A 21,193-nucleotide genomic window follows, 5' to 3' on the forward strand; every position below is an offset into this window, starting at 1 on the left:
CGCTGTATCGGGGCGCGAACCCTGCATGTGATCGCGGCCCGGCGAAGCGTTTCGGCGCTTCAATCGGCACTTTTTTAACCGGGCTGGGCTTCTTCCGTCTCGACCGCCTCAAGCACTTGCCTGGATGGCACGCTTGCACTGGTGCCTAGCGTATGGACCTTATCGAACATCGAATAGTATTCTTCCGAGGCATGCATGATCATCACTAAAATCTTTCCCTTTGTATGTTCCCAGACGGCTGCCATCGCGATTTGACGGCTGTTGATATCGAGATTGGCCAACGGTTCGTCGAGTACATACAGGTCCGCCTCTTTCGAAAGAGCCAGTGCCAGCGAGACTTTCTGCTGCTGCCCGGCCGACAGTTGGTCGGGATATGCATCAAGGATGTCCGGCTTATCGATCATGAAGCGCTTGAATAGTTCCGTCTTGATTGCCAGGTCGCGCACGCGAATCGGCGGGAATAATACCGGCAAGGTCGCGGCGCTGATTTCCCGGGGCAGTTCCAGCTGGCCGCTGGACGGCGACAGGTAACCGGCCAGCATGTTCGCCAGCGTGGTTTTTCCCGAACCGTTATTGCCGACAATCAGAAGGCGCGTGCCCGGCTCGACATGAATTGAAAAATCGGAGATGACCTGGTTATCGGCATAGCTGTAGCTGATGCCGCTTGCCGCCACGGCACTGCCGCTCTTGTGGTACGGGACGGCATTCTGGTCGCCGATAAACGACTTCAAGCGATTGACGATAGCGCCGAGCGCATGCAGCTCAGCCGACAGGCTGAAGATCTGGATCAAGGTGGTGGCCGATCGCCAAAATGCGTTCATGAAGGAAAAATATGCGCCAATGGTCATCTGTTTTTTTAATACCAACAGGGAGCCGATGAAAATCGAACAGGCATCGGACACGCTCATCGTCAGATCACTCGCAGTTTGCAGGCGGCGAATGACGCGCTGCTTTTGGTAGCCGGATTCCAGCGTCTCATCCATGGTTCGATTGAACTTGTCGAGGGTCTGCGGCACCATCATGTAGGTGCGGACCATTTTGAACGCGTCCACCGATTTGGCAAGAACCCCCATCAACGACGCTTCGTTATCGCGCTCGACGAGCGCCAGGTGGCGAATCTTCTTGCTGACCTTGACGCTGACCCAGGTGGCAACCGGGATCAGCGCGGCCAGGATCAGGAACGCTTGCCAGGAAAGAATGATGAGAACCGAGATAAGCCCGACAAACATGACGGCACAAATGGTGGCCCGGCGTACCAGGATCAGCATCGGTACCAAGCCATCCTTGACGTCGGATCGGATTCTGGCGAGATAGTAACCACTACCTTCCCGCAATACGTCGCCGTACTCCTTGCCATAATAGGCATGCAGGACCCGGCCGCTGATATCCGCCACAATCTTGTTGTCTATTCTCATTTGCCAGAGCGACAGATAGTAGCCGATGACATTGAGAACAACCCCGAGCAATAAATAGAAGAACACGAGCATCACAAACCGGCTAAGCTCGGTTCCCTGATTGACGCCGTCAAAAATCTCCTTGACCAGCAAGGGATGGATGATCGTTTCCGAGCCGGCGGCGACGCAATTACAGAACAAGGCGGTCCAGTATTGGCGTTTTGCCGCGCCAAGCATGCTGAAAAAATTCCGGAATGTCGATGAATCGTCCAGCTTTCGGCTTGATCCGGGATTGTCTTTACTTTGTGTGTTCATCTGCTGGGACTCGATATCAGGATTGGCTTGCGGGCGCTGTCATCACTGCATCACGCTGAAAGTTGATCAAGTTCATCCAGACAAAATTCGTCCTCCGCCGGGTTTGCCCGCCGATGGAATGTCCGCATGACGCCGGCGACGCCAGTAGCGTAATCGCACGTAATTCGGAACAAGTTTTCGCCTGGCGTCGCGTAGCCATCATCAAATTTCAACAGGTAAAGATCGATGATCCCCTGGAGAGACGAGTCCGCCATCGTCAGGTATTTTTTATCGTTGGAATATCGGTAGGCATCGATCAATACGTCAGCGAAGCCCGCCAGGCCGAAAATGACGCCCGCGAAACTGGCGTATTTGCGATCGATATCACCCATGAATCCATCCAATTCACTGCCCCACAGGCCGTAGCGAATGGCTACTTTTACAATTCCGGCGCTACCTTCTTCAATGTAGTGTTCGTAGGTGCTGGTGTCCTCAGGGTTCGCCGCGACAGTCAGGTTGCCGGGTTCCAGTTCACGGCCCCAGGACATGTCGTACAGTACGGCTTTCTTGCCCATGGCCCGCCATTTTTCCTCGCCGGTAACCTGGGACAAGCGCAGTAAAAAGAGCGCGACGCCACTTTGCCCATAACCGAAACCGATCCACACCTGGCCATCTTCCTCCCAGTACACGCCGCGTTCATTCTCTTTCGATTGTTTCTCCAATGTCATGGCCAGATTGACTGCCGCGTCCAGGTAGCGGCCGTCTTTCAAGCGGAGATAGGCGGCGAGATTGGCCATGCCGATGCCGGCCATGCCGAAATAAAGCGAGTGATGGGCGTGCGTCAGCGGGCTGTGATTTGCATGCTTGAGCAATCGTTCCGCAGTTTCCCGATCCCCCGCCAGCAAGGAACACCATGCAATGCCAGAGGTACCGACCAGGAACCCGGGGGTGATCTCGTCCAGTTTAAGGGCCGCCAATTCATTGCGTTGGCGTTCGAGAGCGGGCAGGGGGATGTCGTAACCGCACGCCGACAGCGTATGAATAATGCCGGTCGCGCCGAAACCGAACGAACTCGGATTGTCGCGCTGGCCAAAAGGGTCGACCGGGAACAGGGTGAATATCTTGTCAAGCCGATAATTTGAAGTAATGAAGCGCGCCATGTGATCGCTGATTTCGATCGGCATATCCCGTTCCAGGGGGCGCCGCTTGATCGGCTGCTCGATCGTGTACTCACTCTGTTCGAGCAGGTCGGCAGCCTGGCTGCAAGTAATCTTATTATCGACCAGCTGGGTAATGATGGAGAGCGCCGGAGTGTTCGCCCAGCCCACATCGGCCACCAATCTCGGCAAGACGGCGCTAAATAAATCTTCGCGCAGGAACTGCATTGCAGCAATCGGGAAGATGGCATACATCATGATCACGCCGATCGCGAACGTATCGTCGTCGTAGGTGCTGTTCAGCTCGCGTCCCTTGGATGGGATGCGGAACTCGGGCGTATGCAGGCGTTGTGGCTCATCAATGCCAGGGCGGAATGCGCCTTCCAGGTCGATGAATCGAACCGTCATGCTGTCCCGGTCAACCAGGATGTTTTTTGGCGACACGTCGCCGATAACGATGCCCTGTGCGTGAATACGCGCCATGCCGCGCAGGGCACTGCCAAATGCCTTTTTATAGATATTGTAAAATTTTTCACTGGCGGCGATGGACGGCCGGGTGTCCACCAAGGGGCTTGATTCCAGCATCACCAGGCGTATGTCGGGAGCCGGAAAATACTCTTCAACGACGTAATAATTCTCCCAGTCCCGGAAAGAGTCGTGGATTTCGGGAGCAAGGCCGGTCCCACCGAGCAAACGGAGAATTTTTTCTTCCTGAACCAGGCGCGCCACGGCATCCATGTCGTCTTCACCCAGCTCGATATACGGGCGCGCCTCCTTGATCACCACCTGTCGCCCGCTTGCCGTTTCGGTTGAAAGGTAGACTCCTCCCGTATTCGAGAAACCAAGCGCTTCCGTCACCAGGTAGCGCCCGTTATTCAGAGTGAATTCGGCGTGATCAGGCTGTTCTTCGGGGAACGGATCGGACGTCCACGGGGGAGTTTCGAAATACGGTGTCCGATTATCCGGAATTTGCTCGCCATCCGGTGAGAAAATGACCGGCTGTTTCTCGCTCGTGTACAGCAGCTTGGTAACGGAAGTAATGCCGCCATAGCGGTAGTAGAGGCAACGACTATCCTTGTAGCGCCGGTCCGACAAGATGTATGAACCGATATCATCTTTCAAGACCGCATAGGCCTTTTCGATGATTTCCCGGAATTTTTCGTCGGTAGGAGGATATAGCGTGATAAATTTTCCGGATCCGCCGCGTGACCATCGCTTCGATGTCATCATCTTGAGCGTTTCGGTGTCATTGGCGAACTTGAATTGAATATTGTTCTCAAGCGCCAGGGCTGCAACCTTGACAAGCAGGTTGCGGCAATTGGCCGCGATGGCAGACACGTGAATTTTCCACCCCTGGACCGGAAGCTTGTTCGATTCCGTGCGGTTGGCGGGAAGGATGTGGGTCCATACGTCCGAGCGATGTACTTTCCATGGCTCTGCGCGCCCTTCCAACATGGGGCGGACCAGGCTGATCAGCTCTTCGCCAGGTTGATAGTGCGTGTAACCGTGTTCGTAAAAACGCTTGCTGGGCCGAAGATAGGCTATTTTGTCGATGTGGCGCAGATCGCGCATGCCCCTAAGCTTCTTCACCATATTCTAGCTCCATTTGTTTTAATTCGACTGTTTTTTAAAGCAGTTTGTCTCTGAATTGAAAAGCTGTTTATTTCTGCCGCGTCGCATTGCGCGAGCGCGCGTGCAGGTCGATCGCACATGCGGGGTGAAGCGGGGTACTTGCATCACTATATCGCCGGATCTAATTTTTTTACGGCAACATCGCGCTGGATATCCGTTGTATACATGGCACACCGCCAGCGACGTCCTTCCTGCATGCTGCCAAGGTCGTTTGGCGATAAAGCGGTCATTACTGGCTTGCGGCTTGATGCGCTGCTACGGCTAGAATCAAGAAAGATCGCTTTGGAATTTATATTCTCGGATGATTTCTTGAAAAAACAATTCGGGTAACTATAAAAAAAGTTACCCGAATGAAAAGCCGGTCGCGATCAGGCGCAGCGACATGCGGCTGTTGAGCTGTTGCTCCCTTCCAGGCTGACATCCAGACACTGAAAATCAAACATGACAGTCTCTGGATGCGATGCCGGATTGGATTAGCAGCAGCCCGCGCCCGAGCTGGTGCAGCTCTTTACTTCTTCAACGGCTTTGTTGTAGTCGAGGCGCTGCAGATTCAAGATGCGATTCATTTTAATTCTCCTAATAAATAGTGATTTGTGAATGCAAAATTGCATCGGATTAGCAGCAGCCGGCGCCGGAGCTGGTGCAGCTTTTCACTTCTTCAACGGCTTTGCTGTAGTCCAGGCGTTGCAAATTCAAAATACGGTTCATTTTAAGTCTCCTGAAAAAATGATGATTTATGAATCTGATGCGGATTCGAATTAGCAGCAGCCTGCGCCGGAGCTGGTGCAGCTTTTCACTTCTTCGACGGCTTTGCTGTAGTCCAGGCGTTGCAGATTCAAGATACGGTTCATTTTAAAACTCCTAATTTTTAGTTATGGATGTGATTCCGAAACCGATAGGCAGCAGGCTGCGCATCGCGCTCCGGATAAAATGCCCTACGCTTAAAAACCCTCGACATTGCATACCTGCAGAATAAGCAATCACCCTCTGGTGCCAGTTTCTTTTTCGGTTATACGAATAGCCCCGGACCGGTGATCGCTTATCAATTCATGTATTGTCAAAAGCAGATTCACTATATGTGAGTCTTTTTTTTAAGTCAACATTTTTTTTCTATCATAGTTGAAAATTTTTATATGCGGCATAGCGCCCTCAACGGCGGGCTTTTCCCTATGTTCTTACCGGCCGGGGACGCGCGTCTTTACCCGCATTACATAAATAGACGGATGCTCGGAATAGCGGTGCTTTTGTTTTTCCGGCGCGGGACGCGCGGCGTTACCCGCATTGCATTGCTTAAAGGGTTTTCGGAATATCGGAGCATGTGTTGCTTCCGATCCGGAAGGTGCATCATTACCCTTTTTGCGTGAATCCAGGCGTGCTCGGAATAGCCGTGCTTTTACGATTGCCAGTAATCGCAACGCTTGAATGCGTGCGCCGTGGCGGGCGTGGCGAATCGGTCGCCTGCTTTCCAGTCCGCGTGGTTTATCGATGCCTCATCGCGGCAGCGCTTATCTTTTAAACGTGGCTTCCGGATGGCCTGCCGCGAGGTTGCGGATCGTATGCATGAATTTGACGGCGCCTGCGGAAAACGAGAGTTCGGTAGCCATGATAAAAACGCTCGCACGTGCTGCGGCTGGAGGAAAAACCACGTCTCCGCGAAGCTGGCGGTTTCCCGGCCGAGTTCCCGGTCTTCTCCGACGGCTAGTGTGGCAAAGGCTCATGTCCGTTGCGCCGAAAAGCCAGGTCCCGACTGCGCCCTTCCAAGGGCGTATGGTTTGGAGTGGAAATTATTTCTTAGATGCAATAGTGTCTGCGCCAGGCTCCAGCCGAAAACGCGTAGTGAACAGGCCCATTTCCTTGGCGGGGAGTGGGCCTTTTTTGGTCGCCATGGCATCGGCCATCCCTGTGGCCGGCACGCCGATTAATACCATAATCGATATCACTATCGCAGAAAAAGTGATTGGAAAGGCATCCCAAGAATCTTTAGTATTCCTCTATCGCTGACCGGACGACGACATGAGTTCGAGATGGCATCAGAATAAACAGGAGGAATACATGTCTGAGACGAAAAAACCGGAATTGCGCTCCGCGCAGTGGTTCGGTACCCAGGATAAAAACGGTTTCATGTACCGCAGCTGGATGAAAAACCAGGGCATTCCCGACCACGAGTTTCAAGGCAAGCCGATCATCGGCATCTGCAATACCTGGTCCGAACTGACCCCCTGCAACGCGCATTTCCGCCAACTGGCCGAACACGTCAAGAAGGGCATTCTCGAAGCCGGCGGCTTCCCGGTCGAGTTCCCGGTGTTTTCCAACGGCGAATCGAACCTGCGCCCGACCGCCATGCTCACCCGTAACCTGGCCAGCATGGATGTGGAAGAATCGATCCGCGGCAATCCGATGGATGCGGTGGTGCTGCTGGTCGGCTGCGACAAGACCACGCCAGCCCTGCTGATGGGCGCGGCCAGCGTCGACCTGCCGACCATCGTCGTCAGCGGCGGCCCCATGCTCAACGGTAAGCTGAACGGCAAGAATATCGGTTCCGGCACCGCCGTCTGGCAGCTCCACGAACAGATGAAGGCCGGCACCATCACCCTGCACCAATTCATGTCCGCCGAATCCGGCATGTCGCGCTCGGCCGGCACCTGCAACACCATGGGTACGGCCTCGACCATGGCCTGCATGGCCGAAGCGCTCGGCACCTCGCTGCCGCACAACGCCGCCATTCCCGCAGTCGACTCGCGCCGCTACGTGCTGGCCCATATGTCGGGCATCCGCATCGTCGAGATGGTGCAGGAAGACTTGCGCCTGTCCAAGATCCTGACGCGCGCAGCGTTCGAGAACGCGATCAAGGTCAACGCCGCCATCGGCGGCTCGACCAACGCCGTGATCCACCTGAAAGCCATCGCCGGCCGCATCGGCGTGCCGCTCGAACTGGAAGACTGGACCGCCATCGGCAAGGGCACCCCGACCATCGTCGACTTGCTGCCGTCCGGCCGCTTCCTGATGGAAGAGTTTTACTATGCCGGCGGCTTGCCGGGCGCGATCCGCCGCCTGGGCGAGGGCATGCTGCTGCCGCACAAGGGCGCGTTGACGGTCAACGGCAAGAGCCTGTGGCAGAACTGCGAAGAAGCGCCGATCTACGATGACGAGGTGATCCGTCCGCTGGCCAAGCCGCTGATCGAGGATGGCGGCATCTGCATCCTGCGCGGCAACCTGGCGCCGCGTGGCGCCGTGCTCAAGCCGTCGGCCGCCTCGCCGCACCTGATGAAGCACAGCGGCAAGGCCGTCGTGTTCGAAGACTTCGAGCACTACAAGAGCCGCATTCTCGACCCGGACCTGGATGTCGATGCCGATTCGATCCTGGTGATGAAAAATTGCGGACCGAAGGGCTATCCCGGCATGGCCGAGGTCGGCAACATGGGCTTGCCGCCCAAGCTGCTGGCCCAGGGCGTGACCGACATGGTGCGTATCTCGGACGCGCGCATGAGCGGCACCGCCTACGGCACCGTGGTGCTGCACGTGGCGCCGGAAGCGATGGCCGGCGGACCGCTGGGCATCGTGCAGGATGGCGACGTCATCGCGCTCGACTGCCACAACGGCAGCCTGAACCTGGAAATTTCCGATGAAGAAATGGCCAGCCGCCTGGCCGCCCGTGCCGGATCGCAAGCGCCGGTAGCCAAGAGCGGTTACCAGAAGCTCTATATCGACCACGTGCTGCAAGCCGACGAAGGCTGCGACTTCGACTTCCTGCTCGGCAGCCGCGGCCCGGCCGTCCCGCGCCATTCCCACTAAAGCGCCCGGTGCCGGCCTGCCATCCGGACACGGGCTCATCCGCTTAGCGCTTGAGCCTGTGTCCATTTGCCGGAGCTGGCGCCGCAGGCTTGTCATTACCGGAGACCACCATGTTGCTCGTCCAATTTACCAATGAAGCCGGCGCGCGCCGCGTTGCCGTGCTTGAGCAAGACCGGCTGCGCGTCGTCGATGGCTACGCCAGCACCTACGCCCTGGCGCGCCAGGCGATCGCCAGCAAGACCAAACTGGCCGAACTGGCGGCCGCCGCCATCGGCACTGAAACGCACTCGTACGACGCGGTCGCTACCGCCGGCCGCCTGCTGGCCCCGCTCGACCATGCCGATCCGGCCCACTGCTACGTCACCGGCACCGGCCTGACCCACCTCGGCAGCGCCGATACGCGCGACGCGATGCACAAGAAAATCGGCGGCGACGTCGGGACCCTGAGCGACAGCATGAAAATGTTCCGCCTGGGCGTGGAAGGCGGAAAACCCGCCGACGGCGCGCGCGGCGTGCAGCCGGAATGGTTCTATAAGGGCGACGGCTCGGTGGTGCGCGCCAGCGGCCAGCCTTTGCTGATGCCCGACTTCGCCCTCGATGGCGGTGAAGAGCCAGAAATCGCCGGCCTGTACCTGATCGGCGACGATGGCCAGCCGCACCGTCTCGGTTACGCCATCGGCAATGAATTCTCGGACCACGTGACCGAGCGTCAGAATTATCTGTACCTGGCCCATTCCAAGCTGCGCAATTGCGGCCTCGGTCCTGCGCTGCTGGTCGGCGAACTGCCGGCCCACGTGTCCGGCACCTCGCGCATCATCGGCGTCGATGGCAAGGTGCGTTGGGAAAAGGCGTTCGTGAGCGGCGAGCAGAATATGTCGCACTCAATCGCCAACCTGGAATACCACCATTTCAAATACGGCCTGTTCACGCGCGCCGGCGACGTCCACATCCATTTCTTCGGTACCGCCACCTTGAGCGTGGCCGATAACATCACGGTCCTGGCCGGCGAAACGTTCGAGATCGTATCGCCCGTCTTCGGTCCGGCCCTGCGCAACCGCCTCGACCGCGAAACATCCACCTTTACGAAAGTGAACGCCTTATGACCATGACCGGTGAAGCATTGATTGGCGGACACGCAGTTCGCGGCAATGGCGGCTCATTCCAGGCGTTCGACCCGTCCACCCGTGCGCCGATCGAGCCATCCTTCCACATGGTCGATGGCGCCCAGATCGACGAGGCTTGCCGCCTGGCGGAGGCCGCGTTCGACCCATTCCGCGCCACCAGCAACGAGGCACGCGCGACGTTCCTGGAAACCATCGCCGCCCAGATCCTGGAACTCGGCGACGAGCTGATCGTGCGCGCGATGACCGAATCCGGCCTGCCGCGTGCCCGTCTCGAAGGCGAGCGCGGCCGCACCATGGGCCAGCTGAAGCTGTTCGCCGACCTGCTGCGCGAAGGCTCGTGGGCCGATGTGCGCATCGACAGCGCCTTGCCTGACCGTCAGCCTTTACCTCGTCCCGACCTGCGCCTGCGCATGATCGGACTGGGTCCGGTTGCAGTATTCGCGGCAAGTAACTTCCCGCTGGCGTTTTCGGTGGCTGGCGGCGACACGGCTGCCGCGCTGGCAGCCGGCTGCCCGGTTGTGCTGAAAGCCCATTCCGCCCATCCGGGCACGTCCGAACTGGTAGCGCGCGCCGTGGTCAAGGCGATTGAACTGTGCAAGCTGCCGGCCGGCGTGTTCGCGCTCCTGACCGGCACCGGCAACGGCATCGGCCAGGCTCTGGTGGCGCATCCATCGATCAAGGCGGTCGGCTTTACCGGTTCGCGTTCCGGCGGCCAAGCGCTGATGGCCGTGGCCGCCGCGCGTCCGCAGCCGATTCCCGTGTATGCGGAAATGAGCAGCATCAATCCCTTTTTCCTGATGCCGGACGCGCTGGCCGCGCGCGGCGAGCAGATCGCCACTGCCTTTGCCGGGTCGATGACGATGGGCGTAGGCCAGTTCTGCACCAATCCGGGCCTCGTGCTGGGATTGAAGGGACCGGACTTCGACCGCTTTGCCGACAAGGCCGCGCAGGCGCTGTCAAGCATCGAAGCGGGGACCATGCTGACGGCGGGTATCGCTTCGGCGTATCAGAGCGGCGTGCACAAGCTGGCGCAGCACGCGGCGGTGGATGCCTTGAAAGAGGCGTCGCACACGGAAGGCAAGGGCGGTCCCGCGCTGTTCCGTACCAGCGGCAAGGCATTCCTGACCGAACCAGCGCTGCATGGCGAGATTTTTGGACCGGCGTCGCTGCTGGTGGCCTGCGACAGTATCGATGAAATGCGCGCCATTACCGAAAGCCTGGAAGGGCAGTTGACGGCGACGGTGCAGATGGATGAGGGCGATACGGAACTGGTGCGTGCCTTGCTGCCTGTGCTGGAGCGGAAGGTGGGACGGATTCTGGCCAACGGCATGCCGACCGGCGTGGAAGTGTCGACCGCCATGGTGCACGGCGGGCCGTTCCCGGCAACCTCGGATGGGCGCAGCAGCTCGGTTGGGACGGCGGCGATCCAGCGCTTCCTGCGGCCGCTGTGCTACCAGAACCTGGCGCAGGGTTTGTTGCCGGAAGTGCTGCGCGACGATAATGAGGGTGTTTGGCGCCGTCGGGATGGGGCGTTGACGAAGGCCTAAGCACCGGCCCCAATAACCGTGCCGCTAAATTCCGCTCCGTCGCGGTAAGTAAATTAGTTGGAGATAGCATGAAAAAATCAGCCACCTACCCGAGCCTTCAAGGAAAACGGGTCTTCATTACCGGCGGCGGCACCGGCATCGGCGAGTCGCTGGTGGCCTCCTTCGCCGCCCAGGGCGCGCAGGTCGCCTTTGTCGACATCGTGCGCGACGCCAGCGCAGCGCTGTGCGTGCGCATCGCCGAATCCGGCGCGCCGGCGCCGGTCTTCCGCTACTGCGACATCACGGATATCCCGGCCCTGCAAGCGACGATGGCCGAGCTGGCAGCCCAGCTGGGCGACTTCGACATCCTGGTCAACAACGCCGCCAACGACCAGCGCCACCAGACCGAAGAGGTCAGCGTTGCATTCTACGACCAGCGCATCGCCATCAACCAGCGCCCCATGTTTTTCACCTGCCAGACGGTACTGGCCGGCATGAAGAAGAAGGGCGCCGGTTCCATCATCAACGTCGGTTCCATGTCGTGGCACGCCAAGAACGGCGGCTACCCGGTGTACGCGGCCACCAAGGCGGCCACGGTCGGCCTGACCCGTGGCCTGGCGCGCGACTTCGGCGCCCATGGCATCCGCGTCAACACGGTCACGCCCGGCTGGGTGATGACCCAGCGCCAGCTCGACCTGTGGGTGGACGACGCCGGCAAGGCCGACATCAAGCGCAACCAGTGCCTGCCCGGCCCGCTGATGCCGGACGACATATCGGCCATGATCCTGTTCCTCGCGTCCGACGACAGCGCCATGTGCAGCGGGCAGGATTTCATCGTCGATGCCGGCTGGATCTAAAACCGCTTTCACGTACTACCCAAAATAAAGACGATTCAGGAGACAGCATGAATATCATCAAACAAAGCATCGCCGCCATCAGTTTGGTCACCATCAGCACGTGGCCCGCGTTCGCCGCCAATCAGGTCAGCGTAACGATCGATGCCGGCAAGCCGGGTCCGGTCATCAACAAGAATGTCTACGGCCAGTTCGCCGAACACCTCGGTACCGGCATCTACGAAGGCATGTACGTCGGCACCAGCTCGAAAATTCCGAACACCAAGGGCTGGCGCAATGACGTCGTCGGCGCCCTCAAGCAATTGCACGTGCCGCTGGTGCGCTGGCCGGGCGGCTGCTTCGCTGATGAATACCACTGGAAAGACGGCGTTGGCCCGCGCGCCAAGCGGCCGGTCAAGGTCAATACCAACTGGGGCGCAGTGGAAGAGAGCAACGCCGTCGGCACGCACGAATTCTTCGACCTGGTCGATTTGCTGGGGGCCGACGCCTACGTGAACGGCAACCTCGGCTCCGGCAGCGTGCAGGAAATGGCGGACTGGGTCGAGTACATGACGTCCGACAGCAAATCGAGCCTGGCCAATCTGCGCCGCAAGAATGGCCGCGAGAAACCGTTCAAGGTGGCGTATTTCGCGATTGGTAACGAAGCCTGGGGTTGCGGCGGCAATATGACGCCAGAGCACTACACCAATCTGTACAAGAATTACGAAACGATGCTCAAGGCGCCGAAGGAAAGCCGGCCGTTGATGATCGCCAGCGGCGGCAACGACTACGATACCAAGTGGACCGACGTGATCAGCAAGAATGCGAAGGCCCAGACCGCGGGCATCAGCTTCCACTATTACACTATTCCCACTGGCAAGTGGGAAGGCAAGGGCGCGGCCACCGGTTTTGCCGAGCCGCATTGGATTTCGACCCTGGCGAACACCTTGAAAATCGAGTCGATGATCAAGAACAACGTCGCGGTGCTGGACAAGAACGATCCGGAGAAAAAGATCGGCTTGTACGTGGATGAATGGGGCACCTGGTACGACGTGGAAACCGGCACCACGCCGGGCTTCCTGTACCAGCAGAACACACTGCGCGACGCCGTGGTGGCTGCGCTCAACTTCAATATTTTTCACCAGCACGCCGACCGCGTCCAGATGACCAATATTGCGCAGATGGTCAATGTGCTGCAGGCCATGATCCTGACGGAAAAGGACAAGATGCTCCTGACCCCGACGTATCACGCCTTCCACATGTATGTGCCGTTCCAGGATGCGACCTCGCTGCCGGTGACGGTGGCGGACGACAAGGCCTACACGCTGGGTGAGACGACGATTCCGGGGATCAGTGCTTCGGCGGCGCGTGCCAAGGATGGCAAGCTGTACCTGTCGCTGGTGAATACGAATCCGGGCCAGCCGGCTGATGTGGTGGTGAATGTGGCGGGCAAACAGTTGGCGGGTGCGAATGGCCGCGTGCTGACGGCAACGGCAATGGATGCGCACAACACCTTCCAGAACCCGCAGGCCATCAAACCGGCGCCGTTCAGTGCCAAGGCGAGTGGCGGTAAGCTGACGGTGACGGTGCCGGCGAAAGCTGTGGTGGTGGTAGCGCTGGAAGGCTGATCGGCTTCCATTCCCCCTCATCCTAAGCTCCGTCGTTCCCGCCGAGTGCCGCCTTGGCGCGGGAACGACGGTTTTGAGACTAACGGCAATCCGTATGCGTCAATCCATCCAGCAATTGGTCTGCATCGCAGGCCTGCTCTTCACCACCGCTACCCACGCCAAACAAGTCAGCGTCCACGACCCCGTCATGGCCAAGGAAGGCAAGACCTTCTACCTGTTCAGCACCGGCCCCGGCATCACCTTCTACAGTTCCACGGACATGTGCAACTGGAAGGAAGAAGGGCGCGTCTTCCCAGGCGAACCCAGCTGGGCCAAAAAGGCCGCCCCGACCTTCAACGACCACATCTGGGCGCCCGACATCTCCTTCCACAACGGTAAATACTACCTCTACTACTCCGTCTCCGGCTTCGGCAAAAACACGTCCGGCATCGGCGTCACCAGCAACGCCACCCTGAACCCGCGCGCGCCCAACTATGCATGGCAAGACCAGGGCATGGTCCTGCAATCGATCCCCGGGCGCGACAACTGGAATGCCATCGACCCCAACATCGTCGATGACAGCAGCGGCACGCCGTGGATGTCGTTTGGCTCGTTCTGGAGCGGCATCAAGCTGGTCAAGCTGGATGCCTCCCGCACGCGCCTGGCCGAGCCACAGGCCTGGCATACGATCGCCCAGCGCACGCGGCCGGCCGGCGTTCCGGAGGAAGAAGCGGGCCCGGCGGAAATCGAAGCCCCGCACATCCTCAAGAAGAATGGCTACTACTATCTATTCGTTTCCTGGGGCCTGTGCTGCAAGAACGAAGCGAGCACCTACCACGTGGTGATGGGCCGCTCGAAAGACGTCACCGGACCCTACCTCGACCGTGCGGGCAGGGACATGGCCAAGGGCGGCGGCTCGCTGCTCATCGAAGGCAATGCGCAGTGGAAGGGTGTCGGCCACAACAGCGCCTACACCATCGACGGCCAGGACTTGCTGGTCATGCACGCCTACGAAACGGCCGACAATTACCTGCAAAAGCTCAAAATCCTCGACATGAAATGGGACAAGGATGGCTGGCCGTCGGTCGACCCGCAAGACCTTGACCGCTATCAGAGCAAGCAACAATAAGGCGCCATGAGACACCTCCTTGCAGCCGCGCTGATGGCGGCGTGCGCGCTGCCAGCCGTCGCCGCCGAACGTTTTCCGCTGGCCGACGTGCGCCTTGCCGCCGGCCCCTTCCTCGACGCCCAGAGCACCAACCTGCGCTACCTGATGGCGCTCGAACCTGACAAGCTGCTGGCGCCATTCATGCGCGAAGCCGGCCTGCCACTCAAGCAGGAAAGCTACGGCAACTGGGAGTCGAGCGGGCTCGACGGCCACATGGGCGGCCATTACCTGTCCGCGATGGCGCTGATGTATGCCGCCACTGGCGACAGGGAAGTGCTGGCGCGCCTGAACTACACCATCGCCAAACTCAAACAATGCCAGGAAGCGAACGGCAACGGCTATCTGGGCGGCATTCCGGGCGGCAGCGATGCATGGCAGGCCATCGCCAAGGGCAAGCTGGAGGCGGATAATTTCTCGGTCAACGGCAAGTGGGTGCCCTGGTACAAGCTGCACAAGGTCTACGCCGGCCTGCGCGACGCTTATCGCTATGCCGGCAACGAGGACGCGCGCGCGATGCTGGTTTCGCTGTCGGACTGGGCTTTGAAGCTGAGCGCCACGCTCACGCCCGAACAGATGCAAACCATGCTGCGCAGCGAGCACGGCGGCATGAACGAGGTCTTCGCCGATGGTGAACCAGGTTGAAGGCCCGGGAACTTGCAACACTTACAATATGCTGCGCCTGACGGAAATGCTGTTCCTCAAGGACCAGCAAGTGCGCTACACCGATTATGTGGAGCGTGCGCTATACAACCACATCCTGTCGTCGCAGCGGCCATCGGACGGCGGCTTCGTGTACTTCACGCCGATGCGGCCGAACCATTACCGCGTGTATTCGCAGGCCGACCAGGCGATGTGGTGCTGCGTCGGGTCCGGCATCGAGAGCCAGTCGAAGCACGGCGAATTCATCTACGCGCACGATGGCGACGCGCTGTTCGTGAACCTGTTCATTGCCTCGACCTTGCACTGGCGCGCGCAGGACGTGAAGCTGACCCAGAGCACCCGCTTTCCGGACCAAGGCAAGACGCGGCTGACGATTGAATCGGACCAGCAGTTCACGCTCAAGCTGCGCTATCCGGGCTGGGTCAAGCGCGGGGCGATGCAAGTAAAGGTCAATGGCACGGCCGTGAAGGTCGACGGCGAGCCGGGTGCGTACGTCAGCCTGCGGCGCGCGTGGCGCAAGGGCGACATGGTCGATGTGATCTTACCGATGCACACGACGCTGGAGCAAATGCCGGACAAGACCGACTATTACGCCGTCCTGCACGGTCCGATCGTACTGGCGGCCAAGACCCAATTGTTCGCGGACGACAAACTGAACTTTGCCGCAGATGCCACGCGCATGGGGCATATTGCGTCGGGGCCAGTGTGTCCGCTGGAAGCGGCGCCCATTTTTGTGAGCGATACGCGCGATTTCGTCGCCCGGTTCAAGCCGGTCAAGGGCCAGCCGCTGACCTTCACGGCGCCGGGGCTGATCCGGGGGAAGGGCGCGGGCAGTTTGCGGCTGATGCCGTTTTTCCGTTTGCACGACTCGCGCTACATGGTGTACTGGCCGTATTCGACGCCGGCCAATCTGGCGCTGACGCAGGCGGCAACCGCGCGCGGCGAGGCGCAACGGCTGGCGCTGGACGCGCTGACCATCGATCAGGTGGCACCTGGAGAGCAGCAGCCTGAGTCCGATCACGGCTACCAGGCGGACGGCGGCGATGCGGGCGTGAACCAGGGCCGCCATTGGCGGCGCGCGAGCGGCTGGTTCAGCTATGTGCTGAGCGACCCCAGGCTGGAAGCGGCAGCGCTCAGGCTCAGTTTCTCGACGCTGGATGCGGGACGCAAGTTCGACGTGGTGCTCAATGGCCAGACGATTGCCGCGGTGGAGCTCGATGCGCCACCGGGGCAAGAGATGTATACGCGCGATGTTGCAATTCCGAAGGCAATGGTCGCAGCCTCGGGTGGAAAACTGGTCGTGAAATTCGTGGCCAGGCCGGGGTCGATAGCGGGTCGATTGTATGGACTCAGGCTATTGCGCGGGGCTCAGCAAGGAGGGATACCGATTCCGATATCTCATGCGTCAAAAAATTGATTGGATGGCTATGTGACTTTCTCCTAACATACAATAATAAAACGGAGTCCCGAATTCCCCCCCTACAAAAACAGGAGACAACACATGAACACTACCCGCAGGGCCGTTCTGGCCACCGCATTGCTTGGCGCTTTCACCACCTTTCCAGCGCTGGCCGCTAAACCACTGACCATCGGCTTTTCCCAGGTCGGCGCAGAGAGCGAATGGCGCACGGCCAATACCCTGTCGATCAAGGATGCCGCCAAGAAGGAAGGCGTCAACCTGAAATTTGCCGACGCCCAGCAGCGCCAGGAAAACCAGGTCAAGGCGATCCGTTCCTTCATCGCCCAGCGCGTCGATGTGATTGCCTTCTCGCCGGTGGTGGAATCGGGCTGGGAAACCGTGCTGCGCGAAGCCAAGGACGCGAAAATCCCCGTCATCCTCACCGATCGTGCAGTCAACGTGACCGATCAGTCGCTGTATGCCGCCTTCATCGGTTCCGACTTCGTCGAGGAAGGCCGCCGCGCCGGACGCTGGCTCATCGAACGCGCCGCCAAAACCCCGGATCGTACCTTCAACATCGTGGAACTCCAGGGCACCGTCGGCTCGGCACCCGCCATCGACCGCAAGAACGGCTTTGCCGAAGTCATCGCCGCCAATCCCAAGCTGAAAATCACGCGCTCCCAGACCGGCGACTTCACCCGCGCCAAGGGCAAGGAAGTGATGGAAGCTTTCCTCAAGGCGCAAGGCAAGAGCATCAATGTGCTCTACGCGCACAACGACGACATGGCCATCGGCGCCATCCAGGCGATCGAAGAGGCAGGCCTGAAACCCGGCGTCGATATCCTGGTGATCTCGATCGACGGCGTCAAAGGCGCGTTCCAGGCCATGATCGCCGGCAAGATGAACGTCACCGTCGAGTGCAGCCCGCTGCTCGGACCGCAGCTGATGTCGATCGCGCGCGACGTGGTGGCAGGCAAGCCCGTACCGAAGCGCATCACGACGGTCGAGGGCGTGTTCCCGGCTGAAGTGGCTGCCAAGGAACTGCCAAACCGCAAATACTAGGCTGGGACATGAGTCAGGCAATGCAAGCCGAGTCTCCGGTGCTGGAGCTGCGCGGCATCAGCAAGCAGTTTCCCGGTGTGAAGGCACTCAGCGACGTGGGCCTTCAGCTGTATCCGGGGGAAGTCCACACCCTGATGGGCCAGAACGGGGCCGGCAAGTCGACCCTGATCAAGGTGCTGACGGGCGTGTATGCGCCCGACAGCGGCACCATTGTGATGGAAGGGCAGGAGATCCGCCCGGGCTCGACCCAGGATGCGCAGCGCCTCGGCATCAGCACGGTGTATCAGGAAGTGAACCTGTGCCCGAACCTGTCGGTGGCCGAGAATATTTTCATCGGCCGCTATCCGCGCAAGTTCGGCATGGTGGACTGGACCGGCATGCGCGCGCAGGCCGCCGTCTTGCTGGAGCAGCTGGAAGTGCGCATCGATGTGCGCGCCCAGTTGTCCAGCTTTCCGCTGGCGATCCAGCAGATGGTGGCGATTTCCCGCGCGCTGAACATTTCCGCGCGCGTACTCATTCTCGACGAACCGACATCCAGCCTCGACGAGGCGGAAGTGCAATTGCTGTTCCGCGTGCTGCGCAAGCTGCGCGACCAGGGCATGGCGATCCTGTTCGTTACCCACTTTCTCGACCAGACGTATGCGATCTCGGACCGCATCACCGTCATGCGCAACGGCGAACGCGAGGGCGAGTACGCCTGCGCCGAGCTATCGCGCCTGGCACTGGTAAACAAGATGGTCGGCGCGCCCGATGCCAGCGAGCATCCGGCCGAGATGGTCCATGCGAGCGCCGCGCCGGCGGCACCGGCCACCTTGCTGCAAGCCCGCGCCCTGGGACGCAAGGGCGCGCTGGCGCCGCTCGACCTTGATATCCGTGCCGGCGAAATGCTGGGCCTGTGCGGCCTGCTCGGTTCCGGGCGCACCGAGGCGGCGCGCCTGCTGTTCGGGGCGGACAAGGCCGACAGCGGCACGATTCGCATCGGCGAACGCACCCAGCCGTTCGGCTCGCCGCGCGACGCCATCGAGGCCGGCATCGGCTTTTGCTCGGAAGACCGCAAGCACGAGGGCGCGATCCTGGAACTGTCGGTGCGCGAGAACATGATCCTGGCCTTGCAGGCGCGCGCCGGCATGCTGCGCGCGATCCCCTTGCGCCAGCAGCAGGCGCTGGCGCAAGACTATGTGAAGTGGCTGGGCATCAAAACGGCGGACATCGACACGCCGATTCGATCATTGTCCGGCGGGAATCAGCAAAAAGTGCTGCTGGCGCGCTGGCTGGTGACCGCGCCGGCCATGCTGATCCTCGACGAACCAACGCGCGGCATCGACGTGCGCGCCAAACAGGAAATCATGGATTACGTTAGTGGACTTTGTCGCAAAGGGATGGCAATTCTGTTCATCTCCTCCGAACTCCCGGAAGTTCTGCGCTGTAGCGACCGGCTGGTCGTGATGCGCGAGCGCAAGGCTTGCGGCGAGTACCAGCGCGGCGAACTGGACGACACGTCGGTGCTGCAAGTCATTGCGGGAGAAGCGGCGTGATGGCCGCACCGGCACAGGCCGTCTCGAAAGAAAGCGCATCACCCGCATTCGCATTGCTGCTGCGCCATCCGCTATTCCGTCCGCTGGCCGCGCTGGCGGTCCTGCTGCTGATCGACCTGATCGCTATCCCGGGCTTCTTTCACCTGTCCATCAAGGATGGCCACCTGTACGGCAGCCTGGTCGATATCGTCAACCGCGCCGCGCCGCTGATGCTGGCCGCGCTCGGCATGACCTTGGTGATCGCTACGCGCGGCATCGATATTTCGGTCGGCGCCGTGGTGGCGCTGTCGGGTACGGTGGCAGCCATGCTGATCGGCGGCGGTCCGCAGGCTGAATTGCCGCTGATCTGGGCGATGGCTGCCGCCATCGGCGCGGCCCTGCTGTGCGGGCTGTGGAACGGGGTGCTGGTCTCTGCGCTGGGCTTGCAGCCGATTGTCGCCACCTTGATCCTGATGGTGGCGGGCCGGGGACTGGCCCAGTTGCTGACCGATGGCCAAATCGTCACCGTGTATTACGAACCTTTCTTTTTCCTCGGCGGCGGCTACTTTGCCGGCCTGCCGTTTTCGCTGACGGTGGTGGCGGTCGTGTTCGCGGGCATTGCGCTGATGATGCGCAAAACCGCGCTCGGCCTGTTCATCCAGGCGGTCGGCATCAACCCCGTGGCGGCGCGCCTGGCGGGCCTGAAGACCGCGTCGCTGATCATTTTTGTCTATGTGTTCTGCGCCGCCTGCGCCGGGCTGGCCGGGCTGATGATCAGTTCCAACATCAAGAGCGCGGATGCGAACAATGCCGGCCTGCTGCTCGAACTCGATGCGATCCTGGCCGTCACCCTGGGCGGCACCTCGCTGGCCGGGGGCAAGTTCAGCCTGGTCGGCAGCGTGATCGGCGCGCTCATCATCCAGACCCTGACCTACACCATCTACTCGCTGGGCGTGCCGCCGGAAGTGAACATGGTGGTCAAGTCGGTGGTCGTGTTCCTGGTATGCCTGTCGCAATCGGCCGAGTTTAAAAAAATGTTTTCGCGTGCGAGGGCTGCATGAAATCGCCTTACTTTACTCCGCTGGTCACGGTCGTCCTGCTGCTGGCCATGCTCGGCATCGGCGGCGCCGTGTATCCGGGCTTGCTGTCGGTCCAGGTGATCCTGAATTTGCTGATCGATAATGCGTTCTTGCTGGTGCTGGCCATCGGCATGAGCTTTGTGATCCTGTCCGGCGGCATCGACCTGTCGGTCGGCTCGGTGCTGGCGCTGGCGACCATGATGTCGGCCTGGCTGCTGCAAGTGGCGCACTGGCCGCCGCAAGCGGTGATCGCGCTCGTGCTGGTGCTCGGCGCGCTGTTCGGCGGCGGCATGGGCGCGATGATTCATTACTTCAAGCTGCAACCGTTCATCGTGACCTTGGCCGGCATGTTCCTGGCGCGTGGCCTGTGTTACCTGATCAGCATTAACTCGATCACCATCGAGGACCCACTGTACCTGGTCATGTCGCAAACCCAGCTGGGCTTTTTGGGTGGCTTCGTCTCGCCGAGCGCGCTGATCGCGCTGCTGATGCTGGCGCTGGCCATTTTCCTGGCGCACTTTACCGCCTTCGGGCGCGGCGTGTACGCCATCGGCGGCAACGAACAGTCGGCCCTGATGATGGGCTTGCCGGTGGCGCGCACCAAGGTGCTGGTGTACGCCTTCAGCGGCTTTTGCGCGGCGCTGGCCGGGGTGCTGTTCTCGTTCTACATGCTGTCGGGCTATGGCCTGCATGCGCAGGGCACCGAGCTCGATGCCATCGCGGCGGTCGTGATCGGCGGCACCTTGCTCAGCGGCGGCTATGGCTATGTGGCCGGTGCGCTGTCCGGCGTGCTGGTGCTGGGCACGATCCAGACCTTGATCGCCTTCGACGGCACGCTCAGCTCGTGGTGGACCAAGATCGTCATCGGCGCCTTGCTGTTCGTGTTCTGCGTGGTCCAGCGCCTGATGGCCATGGGCGCGGCGCGGCGCGCGGCGGCCTGACACGGCCTGGC

At 60.4% G+C, this 21,193-nt stretch carries 17 protein-coding genes; 13 read left to right on the top strand and 4 right to left on the bottom strand.

The features are described from left to right. Positions 1-74: 74 nt before the first annotated feature. The 3 genes from F2P44_RS23695 to F2P44_RS34925 all read right to left on the bottom strand — a co-directional run bounded on the left by F2P44_RS23695 (position 75) and on the right by F2P44_RS34925 (position 5,043). A complete protein-coding gene (locus F2P44_RS23695; protein WP_167089936.1) occupies positions 75-1,709 on the bottom strand; it encodes an ABC transporter transmembrane domain-containing protein in 1,635 nt (544 codons plus the stop codon). A gap of 50 nt (positions 1,710-1,759) precedes the next feature. Further along, positions 1,760-4,438 carry a class III lanthionine synthetase LanKC gene (gene lanKC, locus F2P44_RS23700; RefSeq protein ID WP_167089938.1) on the bottom strand — a complete coding sequence of 893 codons (2,679 nt, stop codon included), beginning with the start codon at positions 4,436-4,438 and terminating at the stop codon, positions 1,760-1,762. Positions 4,439-4,950: 512 nt separating this feature from the next. Further along, a complete protein-coding gene (locus F2P44_RS34925; RefSeq protein WP_187363407.1) occupies positions 4,951-5,043 on the bottom strand; it encodes a class III lanthipeptide in 93 nt (30 codons plus the stop codon). A 31-nt stretch (positions 5,044-5,074) separates the two neighbouring features. On the opposite strand from F2P44_RS34925, the gene F2P44_RS23705 reads away from it, so the two are divergent. Then, entirely contained in the window at positions 5,075-5,239 is a 165-nt protein-coding gene (locus F2P44_RS23705) for a hypothetical protein (protein WP_167089941.1), read from the top strand. Here the strand turns inward: F2P44_RS23705 and F2P44_RS34930 are convergent. Further along, the gene (locus tag F2P44_RS34930) at positions 5,236-5,328 is read right to left on the bottom strand and encodes a class III lanthipeptide (RefSeq protein WP_187363408.1); all 93 of its coding nucleotides are present in this window, start codon (positions 5,326-5,328) and stop codon (positions 5,236-5,238) included. The genes F2P44_RS23705 and F2P44_RS34930 overlap by 4 nt on opposite strands. Positions 5,329-6,529: 1,201 nt before the next feature. Between F2P44_RS34930 and F2P44_RS23710 the strand changes: the two genes are divergently transcribed. The 12 genes from F2P44_RS23710 (at position 6,530) to yjfF (ending at position 21,182) form a co-directional block, all read left to right on the top strand. After that, on the top strand, positions 6,530-8,269 hold the full coding sequence (locus tag F2P44_RS23710) for an IlvD/Edd family dehydratase (RefSeq protein ID WP_167089943.1): 1,740 nt from the start codon (positions 6,530-6,532) through the stop codon (positions 8,267-8,269). A gap of 110 nt (positions 8,270-8,379) precedes the next feature. Next, positions 8,380-9,372, top strand: coding sequence for an AraD1 family protein (gene araD1 / locus F2P44_RS23715; RefSeq protein ID WP_167089945.1), 993 nt, complete (start codon positions 8,380-8,382; stop codon positions 9,370-9,372). After that, positions 9,369-10,940 (top strand): aldehyde dehydrogenase (NADP(+)), encoded by a 1,572-nt coding sequence (locus F2P44_RS23720; protein ID WP_167089947.1) that lies wholly within the window; start codon positions 9,369-9,371, stop codon positions 10,938-10,940. Before araD1 ends, F2P44_RS23720 begins: the two co-directional genes overlap by 4 nt. 68 nt (positions 10,941-11,008) lie before the next feature. Continuing rightward, positions 11,009-11,776, top strand: coding sequence for an SDR family NAD(P)-dependent oxidoreductase (locus tag F2P44_RS23725; RefSeq protein ID WP_167089949.1), 768 nt, complete (start codon positions 11,009-11,011; stop codon positions 11,774-11,776). A 47-nt stretch (positions 11,777-11,823) separates the two neighbouring features. Next, positions 11,824-13,380, top strand: a complete 1,557-nt coding sequence (locus F2P44_RS23730; protein WP_167089951.1) for an alpha-N-arabinofuranosidase — start codon at positions 11,824-11,826, stop codon at positions 13,378-13,380. A gap of 94 nt (positions 13,381-13,474) precedes the next feature. Beyond that, on the top strand, positions 13,475-14,488 hold the full coding sequence (locus F2P44_RS23735; protein ID WP_167089953.1) for an arabinan endo-1,5-alpha-L-arabinosidase: 1,014 nt from the start codon (positions 13,475-13,477) through the stop codon (positions 14,486-14,488). 6 nt (positions 14,489-14,494) lie between these two features. Beyond that, a complete protein-coding gene (locus F2P44_RS35745) occupies positions 14,495-15,169 on the top strand; it encodes a beta-L-arabinofuranosidase domain-containing protein (RefSeq protein WP_229423706.1) in 675 nt (224 codons plus the stop codon). 28 nt (positions 15,170-15,197) lie between these two features. Then, positions 15,198-16,604, top strand: a complete 1,407-nt coding sequence (locus tag F2P44_RS23740) for a DUF6805 domain-containing protein (RefSeq protein WP_229423707.1) — start codon at positions 15,198-15,200, stop codon at positions 16,602-16,604. Between the two features lie 84 nt (positions 16,605-16,688). After that, complete coding sequence (locus tag F2P44_RS23745; protein WP_167089955.1) at positions 16,689-17,648, top strand: ABC transporter substrate-binding protein; 960 nt, start codon at positions 16,689-16,691, stop codon at positions 17,646-17,648. A gap of 20 nt (positions 17,649-17,668) precedes the next feature. Next, positions 17,669-19,183 (top strand): sugar ABC transporter ATP-binding protein, encoded by a 1,515-nt coding sequence (locus F2P44_RS23750; RefSeq protein WP_229423708.1) that lies wholly within the window; start codon positions 17,669-17,671, stop codon positions 19,181-19,183. Further along, on the top strand, positions 19,183-20,223 hold the full coding sequence (locus F2P44_RS23755; RefSeq protein WP_167089959.1) for an ABC transporter permease: 1,041 nt from the start codon (positions 19,183-19,185) through the stop codon (positions 20,221-20,223). The genes F2P44_RS23750 and F2P44_RS23755 overlap by 1 nt, the downstream gene beginning before the upstream one ends. Further along, positions 20,220-21,182, top strand: coding sequence for a galactofuranose ABC transporter, permease protein YjfF (gene yjfF / locus F2P44_RS23760; protein WP_167089961.1), 963 nt, complete (start codon positions 20,220-20,222; stop codon positions 21,180-21,182). Before F2P44_RS23755 ends, yjfF begins: the two co-directional genes overlap by 4 nt. Positions 21,183-21,193: the final 11 nt, after the last annotated feature.

This window comes from Massilia frigida, from assembly GCF_011682175.1.
In the GTDB taxonomy this organism is placed as follows: domain Bacteria; phylum Pseudomonadota; class Gammaproteobacteria; order Burkholderiales; family Burkholderiaceae_D; genus Telluria_A; species Telluria_A frigida.

Coding starts and splice junctions, on each gene's coding strand:
- F2P44_RS23695 (WP_167089936.1), bottom strand. CDS start 1,709: ATGAACACACAAAGTAAAGACAATCCCGGATCAAGCCGAAAGCTGGAC.
- lanKC (WP_167089938.1), bottom strand. CDS start 4,438: ATGGTGAAGAAGCTTAGGGGCATGCGCGATCTGCGCCACATCGACAAA.
- F2P44_RS34925 (WP_187363407.1), bottom strand. CDS start 5,043: ATGAATCGCATCTTGAATCTGCAGCGCCTCGACTACAACAAAGCCGTT.
- F2P44_RS23705 (WP_167089941.1), top strand. CDS start 5,075: ATGCAAAATTGCATCGGATTAGCAGCAGCCGGCGCCGGAGCTGGTGCA.
- F2P44_RS34930 (WP_187363408.1), bottom strand. CDS start 5,328: ATGAACCGTATCTTGAATCTGCAACGCCTGGACTACAGCAAAGCCGTC.
- F2P44_RS23710 (WP_167089943.1), top strand. CDS start 6,530: ATGTCTGAGACGAAAAAACCGGAATTGCGCTCCGCGCAGTGGTTCGGT.
- araD1 (WP_167089945.1), top strand. CDS start 8,380: ATGTTGCTCGTCCAATTTACCAATGAAGCCGGCGCGCGCCGCGTTGCC.
- F2P44_RS23720 (WP_167089947.1), top strand. CDS start 9,369: ATGACCATGACCGGTGAAGCATTGATTGGCGGACACGCAGTTCGCGGC.
- F2P44_RS23725 (WP_167089949.1), top strand. CDS start 11,009: ATGAAAAAATCAGCCACCTACCCGAGCCTTCAAGGAAAACGGGTCTTC.
- F2P44_RS23730 (WP_167089951.1), top strand. CDS start 11,824: ATGAATATCATCAAACAAAGCATCGCCGCCATCAGTTTGGTCACCATC.
- F2P44_RS23735 (WP_167089953.1), top strand. CDS start 13,475: ATGCGTCAATCCATCCAGCAATTGGTCTGCATCGCAGGCCTGCTCTTC.
- F2P44_RS35745 (WP_229423706.1), top strand. CDS start 14,495: ATGAGACACCTCCTTGCAGCCGCGCTGATGGCGGCGTGCGCGCTGCCA.
- F2P44_RS23740 (WP_229423707.1), top strand. CDS start 15,198: ATGCTGCGCCTGACGGAAATGCTGTTCCTCAAGGACCAGCAAGTGCGC.
- F2P44_RS23745 (WP_167089955.1), top strand. CDS start 16,689: ATGAACACTACCCGCAGGGCCGTTCTGGCCACCGCATTGCTTGGCGCT.
- F2P44_RS23750 (WP_229423708.1), top strand. CDS start 17,669: ATGCAAGCCGAGTCTCCGGTGCTGGAGCTGCGCGGCATCAGCAAGCAG.
- F2P44_RS23755 (WP_167089959.1), top strand. CDS start 19,183: ATGGCCGCACCGGCACAGGCCGTCTCGAAAGAAAGCGCATCACCCGCA.
- yjfF (WP_167089961.1), top strand. CDS start 20,220: ATGAAATCGCCTTACTTTACTCCGCTGGTCACGGTCGTCCTGCTGCTG.